Source organism: Proteus mirabilis ATCC 29906 (genome assembly GCF_000160755.1).
GTDB classification, from domain to species: domain Bacteria; phylum Pseudomonadota; class Gammaproteobacteria; order Enterobacterales; family Enterobacteriaceae; genus Proteus; species Proteus mirabilis.
Genome location: NZ_GG668578.1, coordinates 56,138 through 69,650, shown reverse-complemented (window position 1 = coordinate 69,650; position 13,513 = coordinate 56,138). Strand labels below are relative to the sequence as shown.

16 protein-coding genes are annotated in these 13,513 nt (G+C 39.7%); 4 read left to right on the top strand and 12 right to left on the bottom strand.

Features of this window, described 5'->3' with window-relative positions; all coding sequences use genetic code 11:
• Positions 1-47: 47 nt before the first annotated feature.
• The 5 genes from hemW to HMPREF0693_RS08455 are packed head-to-tail and all read right to left on the bottom strand — an operon-like array spanning position 48 to position 3,892.
• A complete protein-coding gene (hemW, locus tag HMPREF0693_RS08475) occupies positions 48-1,178 on the bottom strand; it encodes a radical SAM family heme chaperone HemW (RefSeq protein WP_004244830.1) in 1,131 nt (376 codons plus the stop codon).
• Positions 1,171-1,764 (bottom strand): XTP/dITP diphosphatase, encoded by a 594-nt coding sequence (locus HMPREF0693_RS08470; protein WP_004244829.1) that lies wholly within the window; start codon positions 1,762-1,764, stop codon positions 1,171-1,173. Before HMPREF0693_RS08470 ends, hemW begins: the two co-directional genes overlap by 8 nt.
• Positions 1,765-1,774: 10 nt before the next feature.
• Positions 1,775-2,338, bottom strand: a complete 564-nt coding sequence (locus HMPREF0693_RS08465; protein WP_004244828.1) for a YggT family protein — start codon at positions 2,336-2,338, stop codon at positions 1,775-1,777.
• A gap of 18 nt (positions 2,339-2,356) precedes the next feature.
• Entirely contained in the window at positions 2,357-3,175 is an 819-nt protein-coding gene (gene proC, locus HMPREF0693_RS08460; protein ID WP_004244827.1) for a pyrroline-5-carboxylate reductase, read from the bottom strand.
• 18 nt (positions 3,176-3,193) lie between these two features.
• Positions 3,194-3,892, bottom strand: coding sequence for a YggS family pyridoxal phosphate-dependent enzyme (locus HMPREF0693_RS08455; protein ID WP_004244825.1), 699 nt, complete (start codon positions 3,890-3,892; stop codon positions 3,194-3,196).
• A gap of 21 nt (positions 3,893-3,913) precedes the next feature.
• Between HMPREF0693_RS08455 and HMPREF0693_RS08450 the strand changes: the two genes are divergently transcribed.
• The gene (locus HMPREF0693_RS08450) at positions 3,914-4,933 is read left to right on the top strand and encodes a type IV pilus twitching motility protein PilT (protein WP_004244823.1); all 1,020 of its coding nucleotides are present in this window, start codon (positions 3,914-3,916) and stop codon (positions 4,931-4,933) included.
• Here HMPREF0693_RS08450 and ruvX read toward each other — a convergent pair.
• From ruvX to rsmE, 4 genes are all read right to left on the bottom strand, one after another.
• Positions 4,930-5,349, bottom strand: coding sequence for a Holliday junction resolvase RuvX (gene ruvX / locus HMPREF0693_RS08445; protein ID WP_004244822.1), 420 nt, complete (start codon positions 5,347-5,349; stop codon positions 4,930-4,932). The two genes, HMPREF0693_RS08450 and ruvX, sit on opposite strands and share 4 nt — an antisense overlap.
• Positions 5,349-5,912 carry a YqgE/AlgH family protein gene (locus tag HMPREF0693_RS08440; protein WP_004244821.1) on the bottom strand — a complete coding sequence of 188 codons (564 nt, stop codon included), beginning with the start codon at positions 5,910-5,912 and terminating at the stop codon, positions 5,349-5,351. The genes ruvX and HMPREF0693_RS08440 overlap by 1 nt, the downstream gene beginning before the upstream one ends.
• Before the next feature lie 112 nt (positions 5,913-6,024).
• Complete coding sequence (gene gshB / locus HMPREF0693_RS08435) at positions 6,025-6,981, bottom strand: glutathione synthase (RefSeq protein WP_004244820.1); 957 nt, start codon at positions 6,979-6,981, stop codon at positions 6,025-6,027.
• Between the two features lie 10 nt (positions 6,982-6,991).
• Entirely contained in the window at positions 6,992-7,723 is a 732-nt protein-coding gene (gene rsmE, locus HMPREF0693_RS08430; protein WP_004244819.1) for a 16S rRNA (uracil(1498)-N(3))-methyltransferase, read from the bottom strand.
• A gap of 247 nt (positions 7,724-7,970) precedes the next feature.
• Between rsmE and HMPREF0693_RS08425 the strand changes: the two genes are divergently transcribed.
• On the top strand, positions 7,971-8,603 hold the full coding sequence (locus tag HMPREF0693_RS08425) for a prepilin peptidase (RefSeq protein WP_004244817.1): 633 nt from the start codon (positions 7,971-7,973) through the stop codon (positions 8,601-8,603).
• A gap of 101 nt (positions 8,604-8,704) precedes the next feature.
• Here HMPREF0693_RS08425 and HMPREF0693_RS08420 read toward each other — a convergent pair whose 3' ends face one another.
• A complete protein-coding gene (locus tag HMPREF0693_RS08420) occupies positions 8,705-9,370 on the bottom strand; it encodes a DsbA family protein (RefSeq protein ID WP_004244815.1) in 666 nt (221 codons plus the stop codon).
• Complete coding sequence (locus tag HMPREF0693_RS08415; RefSeq protein ID WP_004247385.1) at positions 9,358-10,230, bottom strand: MBL fold metallo-hydrolase; 873 nt, start codon at positions 10,228-10,230, stop codon at positions 9,358-9,360. Before HMPREF0693_RS08415 ends, HMPREF0693_RS08420 begins: the two co-directional genes overlap by 13 nt.
• A 104-nt stretch (positions 10,231-10,334) precedes the next feature.
• Here HMPREF0693_RS08415 and HMPREF0693_RS08410 point away from each other — a divergent pair, with 104 nt between their 5' ends.
• Positions 10,335-11,255 (top strand): LysR family transcriptional regulator, encoded by a 921-nt coding sequence (locus HMPREF0693_RS08410; protein WP_004244813.1) that lies wholly within the window; start codon positions 10,335-10,337, stop codon positions 11,253-11,255.
• Here the strand turns inward: HMPREF0693_RS08410 and HMPREF0693_RS08405 are convergent.
• The gene (locus tag HMPREF0693_RS08405; protein ID WP_004244812.1) at positions 11,232-12,158 is read right to left on the bottom strand and encodes a LysR family transcriptional regulator; all 927 of its coding nucleotides are present in this window, start codon (positions 12,156-12,158) and stop codon (positions 11,232-11,234) included. The two genes, HMPREF0693_RS08410 and HMPREF0693_RS08405, sit on opposite strands and share 24 nt — an antisense overlap.
• Before the next feature lie 109 nt (positions 12,159-12,267).
• Here HMPREF0693_RS08405 and lysA point away from each other — a divergent pair, with 109 nt between their 5' ends.
• Complete coding sequence (gene lysA / locus HMPREF0693_RS08400) at positions 12,268-13,512, top strand: diaminopimelate decarboxylase (RefSeq protein WP_004244810.1); 1,245 nt, start codon at positions 12,268-12,270, stop codon at positions 13,510-13,512.
• Position 13,513 lies beyond the last annotated feature (1 nt).

Genomic DNA, 13,513 nt, shown 5'->3' with positions numbered 1-13,513 from the left:
GAACAGTATGGGCATTTGTTTATTAACGAAATAAGTGAATTTTCGTATTAAAGAAAGAGTTCAAGTAATGAATTAAGAAACAGTTTACCGTGGGGCGTTATCTGCCAATGGGTTTCTGTTTCACTGATATAACCTAATGCGAGTGCTTCATCAATTTGCCTACGGATAGTCTCTTGTGCAAGCCCCGTGTAGTCGCTAAAATCTTGCCGAGGAAAAGCTTCTAATAACCGAAAGCGGTTCATAAAAAATTCAAATGGACGGTCATCATTATCAACCCAATTTTGCTGGTGAAGATAACGTCCTGCCATAAAACCTTTAGGATGTTTGGTTTTTACCGTTCTCATAATTCGGCCATCGGCAAAACTTATTTTTCCATGAGCACCACAGCCAATACCTAAATAATCCCCAAAACGCCAATAGTTTAGGTTATGTTGACATTGAAAACCTGGCTTACAATAAGCCGATGTTTCATATTGTTGATATCCTGCTGCGGTGAGTAATTTGTCACCTTCAGAAAAAATATCCCATAACATATCATCATCAGGTAATTTAGGCGGACGGGAGCCAAATTGCGTATTGGGTTCAATAGTTAATTGATACCAAGAAAGATGTGGGGGAGATAAAGCGATTGCTTGTTGTAGATCTGAAAGTGCTTGAGATAATGATTGGTCAGGTAAGCCATGCATTAAATCAAGATTAAAGCTACGTAAGCCTAACTCTTTTGCTAGTCTCGCGGCATTTTTAGCTTCATCGGCATCATGAATGCGTCCTAAGCGGATCAGTTTATCATTACCAAAGCTTTGTACACCAATGGATATACGGTTAATTCCCGCACGTTGAAAACCGGCAAATCGTTCAGCTTCAACCGTACCAGGATTGGCTTCCATCGTAATTTCAGCATCAGGAGCAACGGCTATGCGCTCTTTTACGCCATACAGTAAATCAGCCATTGATTCAGCACTTAATAGGCTTGGCGTGCCACCACCAATAAAGATAGTTTGCACTTCACGAGAGCCAACATGAGTAAGATCAGCATCTAAATCATTGAGCAGATGTTGCACATATTCCTGATGTGGAACTTCGCCTTTTAAGGTGTGAGAATTAAAATCACAATAAGGGCATTTTTGTACACACCAAGGAATATGAATATACAAACTTAATGGTGGTAACTTAAGCATTCTTAAGTGCATCCAACATTAGTTTTAGTGCTTTACCACGGTGAGAGTATTGATTTTTTTGCTCTCTGGTTAACTGTGCCGCAGTGCAATTTAGCTCAGGGATAAAGAAAATAGGATCATAACCAAATCCACCATCACCTTGCATTTCTTGAGTTAACACACCTTGCCAAATACCATGGAAAATCAGCGGAGTGGGATCGTTTTCATGGCGTAGATAAACTAACACACAGTTAAACTGAGCTTGACGTTTCTCTGCGGGAACATCTTTCATTGCTTCGAGTAATTTATCTACATTTTGCTGATCGGTTGCCTCAATACCAGCATAACGAGCAGAGTAAATGCCCGGAGCACCACCTAATGCATCAACCGAGATCCCTGAATCATCAGCTATAGCCGGTAAGCCTGTTACTTTGGCAGCATGACGCGCCTTAATTAGTGCGTTTTCTACAAAAGTAAGACCTGTTTCTTCAACTGAGCCAACACCTAGCTCAGTTTGTGCGACAATATCTAAACCAAAATCAGCGAGTAATGAGGCTAACTCTGTTACTTTACCGGGGTTTCCAGTAGCAAGAACCACTTTTTGCATATTATCTTCCTTAGTAAAGTGTCATGGTGATTAGCCACTGTAAAACATCTACACGTAAATAATTAAGGGCATAAAGGATCAGGATAACAATCATGGCTGAGAAATCTAATCCTCCCATTGCCGGAATAACACGGCGAATTGGGGCCATTAAAGGCTCAGTTAATTGGAAGAGCAGATGATCGATAGGATTACGTCCTTGACTGACCCAACTGAGAATTGCACGGATGATAATCATCCAAAAAATAATCTTACCTGCTGCGGTGAGTAATTCAATAAATGCGAAGGGTAGGACTAAAGAAAATGGAATAGCACCACCTGCTCCGGATAAGTAAGAAGGGAGGATAATTTCTAATAACACTAAAACATATGCCAAGATGACCGAAGCAGTATCAATAGAGCCAATAGAGGGGATAATTCTTCTTAATGGGCGCACAACAGGTTGGGTAATTTTAACCACAAATTGTGAAAACGGATTATAAAAATCAGCTCTTACACATTGCATCCATACACGAAGTAGTAGCACGGAAATATAGAGTTGAATAAGAGTCAGAATGACGAAATTTAAAAAGTTCATTAGTTGGCCCTGATGAAATTAAAACTGTTTTTCCATTTCTTGCGCTCGTTTAATCGCCGCTTGCATCGCTAAAGCAACATTCTCAGGTAATTTACCTGCATAGAATTGTGCCAATGCTGCAGCTGTTGTGCCACCTTTTGACGTTACTTGTTCACGTAATGTTGAAAAAGGTAAGCTATTTTGTTTTTCAGCTAATGCAGTAGAGCCACTGGCTGCTTGTTGTACAATAGCTCTTGCTACGTCGGCTGAAAAACCTAAGCGCTCGGCTTCTTGTTGCATAGATTCCATAAACAAGAAGAAATAAGCAGGCGCACTACCCGCAACGGCGATAATATCATTGATAGCTGATTCTTGCTCTACCCAAACCGTCGTACCGACACTTTTCATTAACGCATCAGCAAATTGTTTATCTTCAGGGGTAATAGTGTTTTGAGCAAACATACCGCTTAACCCTTTGCCAACCAGTGCTGGGGTATTTGGCATGATGCGGATCAGTCGTAGCGAAGTGGCTAAATAATCATTATAACGAGAAGCTGGAATACCCGCGGCAATGGTTAGCACTAATTTTTGACCAAAATCGATATGTTGTAATGGCTTACAAACTTCAGCCATCATTTGCGGTTTGACGGCTAATACGATGACATCGGCATTTTCAACAGCACTGATGTTGTCGCAAGTACTCTGTATGGCAAACTCTTTTTCTAAAGGCTCACGTCGAACCTCTGAAGGTGAACTTACCGTAATATTTTTTGCGGGATAACCACCATTAACCAGTCCTGCAATAATAGCGTGTGCCATATTTCCGGCACCAATAAAAGCGATATTGCGATGTTCCATACTAATTTAACCTCTTTTTTATTTATTGGCGTAATCACGAGCGCCAAAAATGGCCGTTCCAATACGTACCAGTGTTGAGCCACAGGCAATTGCTGCTTCCATATCACCAGTCATTCCCATCGACAATGTATCAATATCGGGGTACTGGTTTTGTAACTGTTTAAATGCTTGATGCATTTTCTCTAGTACCTCGACTTGCTTGTTATAGTCATTTTCTGGGGCAGGAATAGCCATTAGTCCGCGCAGTTTGATCCCTGGCAGAATGGATATTTGTGCAGCAAGGCCATCAAGCTCGGTAAGAGAGATCCCTGATTTACTGTTTTCATCACTAATATTTATTTGGATCAAAACATTGAGTGGCGGTAACGTAGTTGGACGTTGATCACTTAATCTTTGCGCTATTTTTAATCTATCTATGGTATGGCACCAGGCAAAATGTTCAGCAACAAGACGTGTTTTATTGGACTGCAATGGGCCAATAAAGTGCCAAACTAAATTTTTGTTTTCAGCAAAATAGCTAATTTTATCTACACCTTCCTGCACATAGTTTTCACCAAATTCAGTTTGTCCACATGCAATTGCTTTTTCGATATCGCTCACAGGCTTAGTTTTACTAACTGCAAGTAGAGTTATTTCGTCTGGAGAACGTCCGCATTTTTGCGCTGCGGTGTCAATGTGAGACCTGACATTGACGAGATTCTGTTTAATAGTATTCATGGCAACTCAGGAGATAATAAGATGAATATGGAAAAATTAATTATATATAGTGTAAAGCATAATGCTTCCGATCTGCACCTTTGTTGTGGCGATGTGCCACGATTACGGATCAATGGCGTACTTTATCAACAAAATCAATGTAAACCTATTACTTCTGATACGCTACTCAAATGGATAACACCTTATCTGACCACAGCGCAATTGCAATTTTTTGGTAAGGAGGGGCAAGTTGATACGGCGATAACTCTTGCTGAGGGGCAGCGCTTACGAGTGAATTTATTTCGCCAACAATTAGGGATATCCGCAGTACTAAGAGTGATAAATTCACAACTCCCGGCATTAACATCACTACGCGTACCAAAATCAATCACTGCATTATTAGATAATGTTTCTAATGGACTTATTTTAGTGACGGGAGCAACAGGGAGTGGTAAATCATCCACATTAGCGGCGATGATTGATTATCTCAATCAGCATAAGCGTCAGCATATTCTTACTTTGGAAGCGCCAATAGAGTTTATTTACACCAATAAGCAAAGCATTATCCAACAACGTGAAATAGGGCGCGATGTACAAAATATAGCGAGTGCAATAGAAGCTGCATTACGTCAAGATCCTGATGTAATTATGCTAGGGGAATTAAGAGATCTAGAAAGTATTAAAATGGCATTAATTGCGGCTGAAACGGGGCATTTAGTACTAGCAACATTACATACACAAGGCGTTGTTCAAACGTTAGAGCGTGTCACTAATGTATTTTCATCCAATGAACGACAATGGATCTCGGCACAATTAGCTGGGAGCTTAAAAGCAATTATTTCTCAGCAATTGGTTCCTGCAACACAAGGCGGGCGTGTTGCCCTGTTTGAAGTGATGTATATGACGCAGGGGATTGCACATCTGATCAGAGAAGGGAAATATCATCAAGTGACGACATTAATGCAAACTGGGTTTGAATATGGTATGCAAACCTTCACTTTAAGTCGCCAACAACGTCAATATGAAGGTTTGCTCAATGAGCACATCAATGAAGAAAATTAATACTGCCGTTCAAACCAGCTTTCTAAAATAATAACGGCAGAAGTTGCATCAACACTGCCTTTATCTAAAGAGCGATACCCCCCTTGTTCAAAAAGGTGAGCACGGGCTTCTACTGTGCTAAGGCGCTCATCATGTAAGGCGATTTGTACGCCAAAGCGTCCATGCAAGCGATTGGCAAATTTTTTGGCTTGGGTAGTCACTAGCTGTTCTGTGCCGTCCATATTAAGAGGCAATCCCACCACCACTAAATCCGGCTGCCATTCTTTAATGATTTTTTCGATTTGACTCCAATCTGGAATACCATCTTTAGCTTTAAAGGAGGCTAATGGCCTTGCTGTCCCTGTGACTTCTTGACCTATTGCGACTCCAATACTTTTGGTGCCAAAATCAAACCCCATTACCGTTCTATTTGACATTATGCATGACCAGCCGTTGGTGAAATTGTGTGGATATCGATACCAATTAGTTCGGCGGCTTTATGCCAACGCTCTGCAATTGGGGTATCAAAAATGATTTGTGGGGTTGCTTCAACGGTAAGCCAACTATTTTCTAAAATTTCTCTCTCGAGCTGGCCTTTTTCCCAACTGGAATATCCTAATGAGACTAAGGTTTTTTCAGGCTGTCTTGCTGTACCTAATGTTTCTAACACATCTTTTGACGTGGTGATCATGGTGCTATCGCTGATTTTAATACTTGAGCTAAAACCAGAAACAGGGGTGTGTAAGATAAAACCATGCTCTTCCGCTACAGGGCCACCAGACATAACCGGTTTTTGTAAGCTAATCGCACTATCTCTATCTGCTGAGAATATCTCCAACTGCTCTAAGACACTTTCAATAGAGATATCTTCAATCGGCTTATTAATAACTAAACCCATTGCACCGTTTTCATTATGTTCGCAAACATAGACGACCGAGCGTTGAAAGAGCGGATCGCTTAATGATGGCATAGCAATAAGAAAATGGTTGAGTAAATTCATAATAGTAATACTGTTCTCTGATTGTTTTTATTAAAAAACCTAGCCCTATTGATAATGTTTAATATAAGGGCTAGGTAAAGACTTTTAAACCTTAAAACACATCGTTTAAAAATTAGTTTTTCTTGTTAAGGCGCGCTTCAATAGCATCCATTAACATACCTGTAATAGAAACCTCAGGATAAGCTGCTTCAATCTCACGTGCACAAGTTGGGCTTGTAACATTAATTTCCGTTAAACGATCACCAATAACATCTAATCCAACAAAAATAAGGCCTTTTTGTTTTAAGATAGGTGCTACTTGGCGTGCAATTGCCCAATCGCTTTCTGTTAATGGGCGCGCTTCTCCACGGCCACCTGCAGCTAAGTTACCACGGGTTTCCCCTTTGGCAGGGATACGGGCTAAGCAATAAGGAACCGGCTCTCCATCAACTACCAGAATACGTTTATCACCATCAACAATTTCTGGTAAGAAATTCTGTGCCATACAGAAACGGTGACCGTGCTCTGTTAAGGTTTCTATAATAACACCGACGTTTGGATCATCTTTTTTCAGGCGGAAAATAGAGGCGCCACCCATACCGTCAAGTGGTTTAAAAATCACATCACCATGTTTTTCATGGAAAGCGCGAAGGTGTTTGGCTTCTCGAGTGACTAATGTATTTGGCGTTAATGAAGGGAACCATGCTGTAAAGAGTTTTTCATTACAATCACGTAAGCTTTGTGGTTTATTAACAATTAAAGTCCCCATATCTTCAGCACGTTCAAGAATATAGGTAGCATAGATAAATTCGGTATCGAATGGGGGATCTTTACGCATTAAAATGGTATCAAGGGAGCCTAACGCAATATCTTGCTCTTGACCAAATTCAAACCACTTTTCAGGGTTTTCTTCTACACTTAACAGACGTGTGTGAGCACGGGCTTCACCTTGATTAAGATAAAGATCGTTCATTTCCATATAATGGATTTCCCAACCACGGCGCTGTGCTTCGAGTAACATGGCAAAGCTGGTATCTTTTTTAATTTTGATGGATGAAATAGGATCCATCACAATACCTAATTTAATCATTATTTCTCCTTTATCCCAGATCGCCGAACCGAACCTGCAAAGCGGTGATTGCGGTGAGTGCTGTTGTTTCAGTTCTTAATACACGAGGACCTAATAAAATATCAGTAAAATGGTATTTTGCTGTCATGGCAATTTCTTCAGGGGATAATCCCCCCTCAGGGCCAATTAATAGTCGTACTTTTTTAACTGGAAGTGGCAAGGTATTAATACTTTGGCTTGCTCTAGGGTGTAAATTAAGTTTTAAGCTATCATCCGTTTGGGCACACCACGCCTCTAATGACATCACCGGCATAAGCTGTGGAATTTTATTTCTGCCACATTGTTCACAGGCTGAGATAATAATTTTTTGCCATTGCTGATGTTTTTTTTCTAAACGACTAGGATCTAGTTTAACACCACAACGTTCAGAGATCAGCGGAGTAATGGTATTAACACCTAATTCAACGGACTTTTGGATAGTAAACTCCATTTTTTCACCACGTGAAAGTACTTGGCCTAAATGGAGATCAAGTGGGGATTCTCTATCATCCATTTGTCCTTCATTAATCTGCACAATCACTGATTTTTTGCTGCTTTCGATAATATCAGCATCAAATACTTGATTGGAGCCATCAAAAAGTGCCAGTTTTTGGCCTTTTGACATTCTTAATACTCGTCCAACGTGATTTGCAGCTTCTTCTGCTAATGAAGTTTGTGTACCTGCACTGAGTGGCTCTGGATGATAAATGCGAGGAATACGCATAACGTGAAACCCTTACGTAAAATGTTAACCATGATAAACAAGATATTGTGATATGCATCATACGCATGCCATTAGCTCATGCAAGTTATCAGGTGGCTTTTTCTATCATTATAGCTGGATTTTATTTGCGAGATTTGTCGTAAAACTTCATGTTTGCAATATGATAAAACAACCATTGCTTGGAAGTAATAGCATTCTATTTTAGAGTCCTAGATTAGGAACTCGCAAATATCAAGGATAGATATTTATGTTATTACCGCAAAACATCATGATTACAATGGCCTTTTTTACCTTTTTAAAAGGGTGTAGCGATTATTTCTCTACCTCTGTTTTAGCACGCCTCTCACCTATTCGTTATCAGCAATTGTGGCAAGTCTATTTAATTATCTGTTTTTATTGGTCTTTTACTATTTCTAATTATTCGTTATTAATATTATTTCTATTGTTTAGTTTTTACCTCTTAACTCTCTCGTTTTTCGATGCAGATTATCTTCAGCTACCTGATAACTTAACTTTTTGGTTACTTTTCTTTGGAATTACGCTTAATTTAACGCCTTATGGCGTGATTTCTTCAATTTGCTCTTTTTATGGCTGTTTAGTCGCAAGCTTGTTTTTTTATAGTATTTATTGGCTCAGTTATTGGATATATCAAGAGACTATTTTGGGGTTGGGTGATGTAAAGCTTTTTAGTGCCATAGGCGCTTGGTGTGGAATAGAACTATTACCTTATATCCTCTTTTTCGCTGCACTATTAGGGATTGTTATTTATATGCTTATTTGGGCTTTTACTAATGTGAAGATAAAGCAGATTGCCTTTGGCTCTTGCCTTGCATTTTCAGCGATAGTTGTTTTAAGAGTAAAGACAATAATAATGTATTGAATAGGCTAATATTTCTTGCTGAATATTAAATAAGAGTGAGGTGTAGAATTTGTCTACACCTTCAAGTCTCTATCATTATTTACTCTATTTTCAGTAAGGTATTACAGCGTTTGTTTTAGAAAAGAAGTCCAACTTTTTGTATCGCCAAAATAATTCTCTACTGGGATCAACTGGTAGGTTTGGTTATCTTCAATACATAGCGTTGGGAAACCACGACCATTTACTTGATGCATTAATTGTTGAGTTTGCTGTATATGTTGAGTTATTTCATACTCATTTACTTGCGTAAATAGCGTCGAAAAAAGGGTGATATCAAACCCGAGTTTTTGTACGATAAAAAATAGCACATCTTTATCACTAATATTTAATCCATCAAGATAATAGGCATCTTGTAACGCTTTTAATAACATAACATCTCTATCGCCCATTTTTCTTGCTACCAATATCGCTGCAATTGGCATCAGTGAGTTTAATGTCATCTCTGTATTGGCGAGGTTATTGCGGTATTGCTGACTAAAAATTTGCCCCGATAACTGGCTAATACGTTCATCGATAGGGGTTACATGCTCTTTCCATGCATCGCCCCCTGTCACTTTTCTTGTCGGGGTAAATAATCCCCCACCATGTAGCGTTAGTACATGTGGGTATTCGTGACTCACTACTTCAATAAGTGGGGCAATGCCGTAGCACCACCCACAAAGTGGATCGTAAATATAGTGCAGCTTTTTGGTGCTATTTTCTTGGTTCACATGGCTTACTGAGGCCATTTCATCTCTCCTTTAAGGACTTTTGCGCTAAGCTCTAAACTCGATTTATCTGCTAAGTCAGGATAACTTTTTTCCATCGCAGCAATAAATTGTTCTGAGTTTTGAGTTTCAGCGAGTTTAGTTTCTGCCTCTTTAAGGTAATTCATTGTGAAATCAACAGAACGCATATCATAATTGCTTTTTGGAACATAATGTCCCGGAATAACCGTTTTAGGTGATAACGTTTTAATCTGTTGTAACGCTTCTAGCCAATATTGGCGTTGTGCTTTAGATTGAGTATCTGCTAGCCACACATGAATATTTTCAGACAGTATTACCCCACCCATAATAGCATTCAGTTTTGGCACATAAACATAGGTTCTTTCTGGAGATTGGCTATCTAATCCTTTGATATAGAGTTTTTCACCTTCAAGAGAAAAACTATCACCAGTAACGACTTCAGGAATGATAACTTTTTTAGGGGCATTGTCTTTGAGGACAGGCCCCCAGTAGGCAAGTTTTCCTGCTTGGGTTTCATTAATGATTTTGACGGTGGGAGCTGAGGCAATCACTTTAGCATTTGGAAATGCTTCAGTAATGACATCTAACCCAAAATAAAAATCGGGATCAGAATGGCTGATATAGATATAAGTTAAGTTTTTCCCTGATGCTTTAATTTTATCGACTAAGGCTTGAGCATCATTTTTTTGGAATTGAGCATCGATTAAGACAGCATCTTTATCACCATAAATGATTTCAGATGAAACAGGGAATACACTGGCATCACCGGGATTGTAGATATCTAATGTTAACTCTGTTGCCATAACAGAAGTGGCGAAAAACGCAGTAGTTGCAAGTGTTAAAGGAAGTAATTTTTTCATCTTTATTTTCTCCATCATGTTGATGCGTTCTATAATAGGTTGCATGAAATGGGAGAAAAACCCTGTTTTGGTGAATACATTGTTGCATAAATCGAGCAAATAATATGGACAAAATTAAAGCATCAGAGGTTTTTGTGACCATCGTTAAGCAAGGTAGCATGATTAAAGCTGCTGATTATCTAGGTATGTCTAGAGCAATGGTGACGCGCTATCTTAATGAAATGGAGGAGTGGGCTGGGGTGCGTTTGTTGCATAGAACAACCCGTAAGCAGAGTCTGACTTCCGTGGGAGAATTAGTTTATCAACAAAGTTTACAACTGCTAGAGATGGCCGAGCGTATTCCCGCGAATATTCCCAAAGAGAGTCACCAAATCAGTGGGCTGGTGCGTATTACAACGGCACAATCACTCGCTAATTGTGCATTATCTGTGGCTATAACTGAATTTATACAACTTTATCCTCTTATTGCAGTCGATTTGCAGATATCTAATCAGACAGTCAATCTTATTGAAGAGCGTATTGATATTGCATTGCGTATTACCAACCATTTAGAGCCTAATCTGATAGCCCGCCCTTTAGCAAAATGTCTTTCTGTGGTTTGTGCTCATAAAGATTATTTAGCTAAACATGGTATCCCTAACACGCCGGATGATTTGACTTATCATCAATGTCTCACATATCGCTTTTTTGGCAGTAGCTTGTGGGAGTTTAGTTTAGGTGATGAGCGTTATTCTGTTCCTGTAGGTGGTAATTTAAGTGCCAATGAGTCTGTTGTGTTATTGCAAGCCACTTTGCAAGGTGCCGGAGTCTCCTTACAACCTTACTGCTCAGCAAAACCCTATCTTGAACGGGGTGAGTTAGAAATTTTGTTAGCGGATTATCAGCCACAGCCTATGGGAATTTATGCCGTGTTAGCGAGCCGACAAAATATGCCCGCAGCCGTGCGTGTTTTACTGGATTTTCTGGTTGACTGGTTTGCTTCTTCGCCTCATTGGTTGTCATTATCGGGTGAACGCGTGAGTTAATTGTTTTGGGTAATTAGCTAAAGTGGTTTTCATCACATCAATAAAATAGCGCACAAGTTGTGATGAGGGGCGATGAGATGGTGTGATCAAACTCACCGTAAATGGAATGGTAAAACTCAGTGGCCGTATACAGAGATCACTATATTGATAATCAAGGGCGGTAATAGGGTTAACGATAGAAACACCAATGCCTTTACTCACCATGGCACAAATTGAGGCCGCACTTTGTGTTTCCATGATCAATTGTCGAGTGATCCCCTGTTTAATAAACATAGCATCAATAAGTTGTCGATAACTATCATTAGCAGATAAGCTGATAAAACGAGTTTGATGAAAGTCTTGTGGCTGCAGTAATGCTTTTTTACTTAACACATGAGACTTTGGCAAAATAGCGACTTCATTTAACGTTAGCAGTGTTTCTTGTTGGGTTCCGGCAGGTGTTTGTGTGTGCTCAGTTAGCCCTAAATCATAATGTTGTGCAGATAACCACTCCTCTAATAAAGGAGACTCCTGTGGCACTATCGTTAAATTAACCTCGGGATACTGGCTGAGAAATTGTTGGCAAATTGAGGGTAATAGTGATTGAGCAAATGCCGGTAAACAGGTGATATTTAATTCCGCTTGATGAAAATGGCGAATACTATTGGCTGCGGTAATAATGCGATCAAGTCCATAATAAGAGCGCTGTACCTCTTCAAAAAATCTTAATCCCTCCGTGGTAGGTTGTAGGCGACCTTTAATTCTATCAAATAGCTTAAATGACAATAGTTGTTCAAGACGTGATAGTTCGCGACTGACTGTGGGTTGAGACGTTTTCAGTAAATCTGCCGCTTCGGTTAGGTTTTGTGTGGTCATCACTGCATGAAAAATTTCAATATGTCGCCAACTAAATGGAGTTTTCATAAATTTTATCCTATATCACAAGTGAATAGACTATAGCTAATTTGATATTTTTATTCCCGCTTTAATTGCTTAATAATATTTTTATTCACCCTACATTGCTGAGTAAAAAATGATGACAACATCCAACAATGCGATCCTATCTCAATTAGCACAAACTTATGGCACGCCATTATGGATCTATCAAGGTGAGACTATTTCTGAACATATTGAGCAATTAAAAGCCTTTGATGTGGTTCGTTTTGCACAAAAAGCCTGCTCTAACATTCATATTTTACGGTTAATGAAACAGCAGGGCGTTAAAGTTGATTCTGTCTCACTAGGTGAAATTGAGCGGGCGTTGGTTGCCGGTTTCCAAGGTGGTCGAGAGCGTAGTGAAATTGTCTTTACCGCCGATTTACTCGATGAAAAAACGATTGAACGTGTGGTTGAATTAGATATTCCGGTTAATGCAGGTTCTATTGATATGCTTCGCCAACTTGGAGAACGTCATCAAGGGCACGCGGTGTGGATAAGAATAAATCCTGGGTTTGGTCATGGACATAGCCAAAAGACCAATACAGGTGGGGAAAATAGCAAACATGGTATTTGGTATGAAGATGTGCCAGAAGCATTAGCGGTGATTAATCAATACAATTTGAGTTTGGTTGGTTTCCATATGCATATTGGCTCAGGGGTTGATTATCAGCATTTAGCGAGTGTCTGTGATGCAATGGTTGAGCAAGTACTCACCTCTAATGTTGATATTAAAGCCATCTCGGCCGGTGGGGGATTGTCAACACCTTATCAGCAAGGAGATAAAAGAGTCGATTTAAACCACTATTTCTCTTTATGGGATAGTGCTCGTCAACGTATAGCGCAACACCTTGGGCATGATATTGAACTGGAAATTGAACCAGGACGCTTTTTAGTGGCTGAGTCTGGCGTGTTAGTGTCACAAGTAAGGGCGGTTAAGTCGATGGGAAATCGTCATTATGTGCTGGTGGATGCAGGGTTTAGTGATTTAATGCGCCCAGCTATGTATGGTAGTTACCATCAAATCACATTATTAGATAAATACGGCCAATTAAAATCTAGCGAGTTTCAACAAGAAACCATAGTTGCAGGGCCTCTTTGTGAATCTGGTGATGTGTTTACCCAGCAAGAAGGAGGAATGGTTGCTCCTCGTTTATTACCTCCGGCAGAAGTTGGTGATTACTTAGTTATTCATGATACGGGGGCTTATGGTGCATCAATGTCATCTAACTATAATAGTCGTCCCCTTATTCCTGAAGTGTTAATTTCACAGGGCATACCTCAATTAATTAGACGTCGTCAAACCATTGAAGAGCTATTAGCGCTAGAAATTAACCTGTAAC

Bases quoted from the DNA above. Each gene is read 5' to 3' on its own strand.
- hemW (WP_004244830.1), bottom strand. From the start codon at position 1,178: ATGCTTAAGTTACCACCATTAAGTTTGTATATTCATATTCCTTGGTGT.
- HMPREF0693_RS08470 (WP_004244829.1), bottom strand. From the start codon at position 1,764: ATGCAAAAAGTGGTTCTTGCTACTGGAAACCCCGGTAAAGTAACAGAG.
- HMPREF0693_RS08465 (WP_004244828.1), bottom strand. From the start codon at position 2,338: ATGAACTTTTTAAATTTCGTCATTCTGACTCTTATTCAACTCTATATT.
- proC (WP_004244827.1), bottom strand. From the start codon at position 3,175: ATGGAACATCGCAATATCGCTTTTATTGGTGCCGGAAATATGGCACAC.
- HMPREF0693_RS08455 (WP_004244825.1), bottom strand. From the start codon at position 3,892: ATGAATACTATTAAACAGAATCTCGTCAATGTCAGGTCTCACATTGAC.
- HMPREF0693_RS08450 (WP_004244823.1), top strand. From the start codon at position 3,914: ATGAATATGGAAAAATTAATTATATATAGTGTAAAGCATAATGCTTCC.
- ruvX (WP_004244822.1), bottom strand. From the start codon at position 5,349: ATGTCAAATAGAACGGTAATGGGGTTTGATTTTGGCACCAAAAGTATT.
- HMPREF0693_RS08440 (WP_004244821.1), bottom strand. From the start codon at position 5,912: ATGAATTTACTCAACCATTTTCTTATTGCTATGCCATCATTAAGCGAT.
- gshB (WP_004244820.1), bottom strand. From the start codon at position 6,981: ATGATTAAATTAGGTATTGTGATGGATCCTATTTCATCCATCAAAATT.
- rsmE (WP_004244819.1), bottom strand. From the start codon at position 7,723: ATGCGTATTCCTCGCATTTATCATCCAGAGCCACTCAGTGCAGGTACA.
- HMPREF0693_RS08425 (WP_004244817.1), top strand. From the start codon at position 7,971: ATGTTATTACCGCAAAACATCATGATTACAATGGCCTTTTTTACCTTT.
- HMPREF0693_RS08420 (WP_004244815.1), bottom strand. From the start codon at position 9,370: ATGGCCTCAGTAAGCCATGTGAACCAAGAAAATAGCACCAAAAAGCTG.
- HMPREF0693_RS08415 (WP_004247385.1), bottom strand. From the start codon at position 10,230: ATGAAAAAATTACTTCCTTTAACACTTGCAACTACTGCGTTTTTCGCC.
- HMPREF0693_RS08410 (WP_004244813.1), top strand. From the start codon at position 10,335: ATGGACAAAATTAAAGCATCAGAGGTTTTTGTGACCATCGTTAAGCAA.
- HMPREF0693_RS08405 (WP_004244812.1), bottom strand. From the start codon at position 12,158: ATGAAAACTCCATTTAGTTGGCGACATATTGAAATTTTTCATGCAGTG.
- lysA (WP_004244810.1), top strand. From the start codon at position 12,268: ATGATGACAACATCCAACAATGCGATCCTATCTCAATTAGCACAAACT.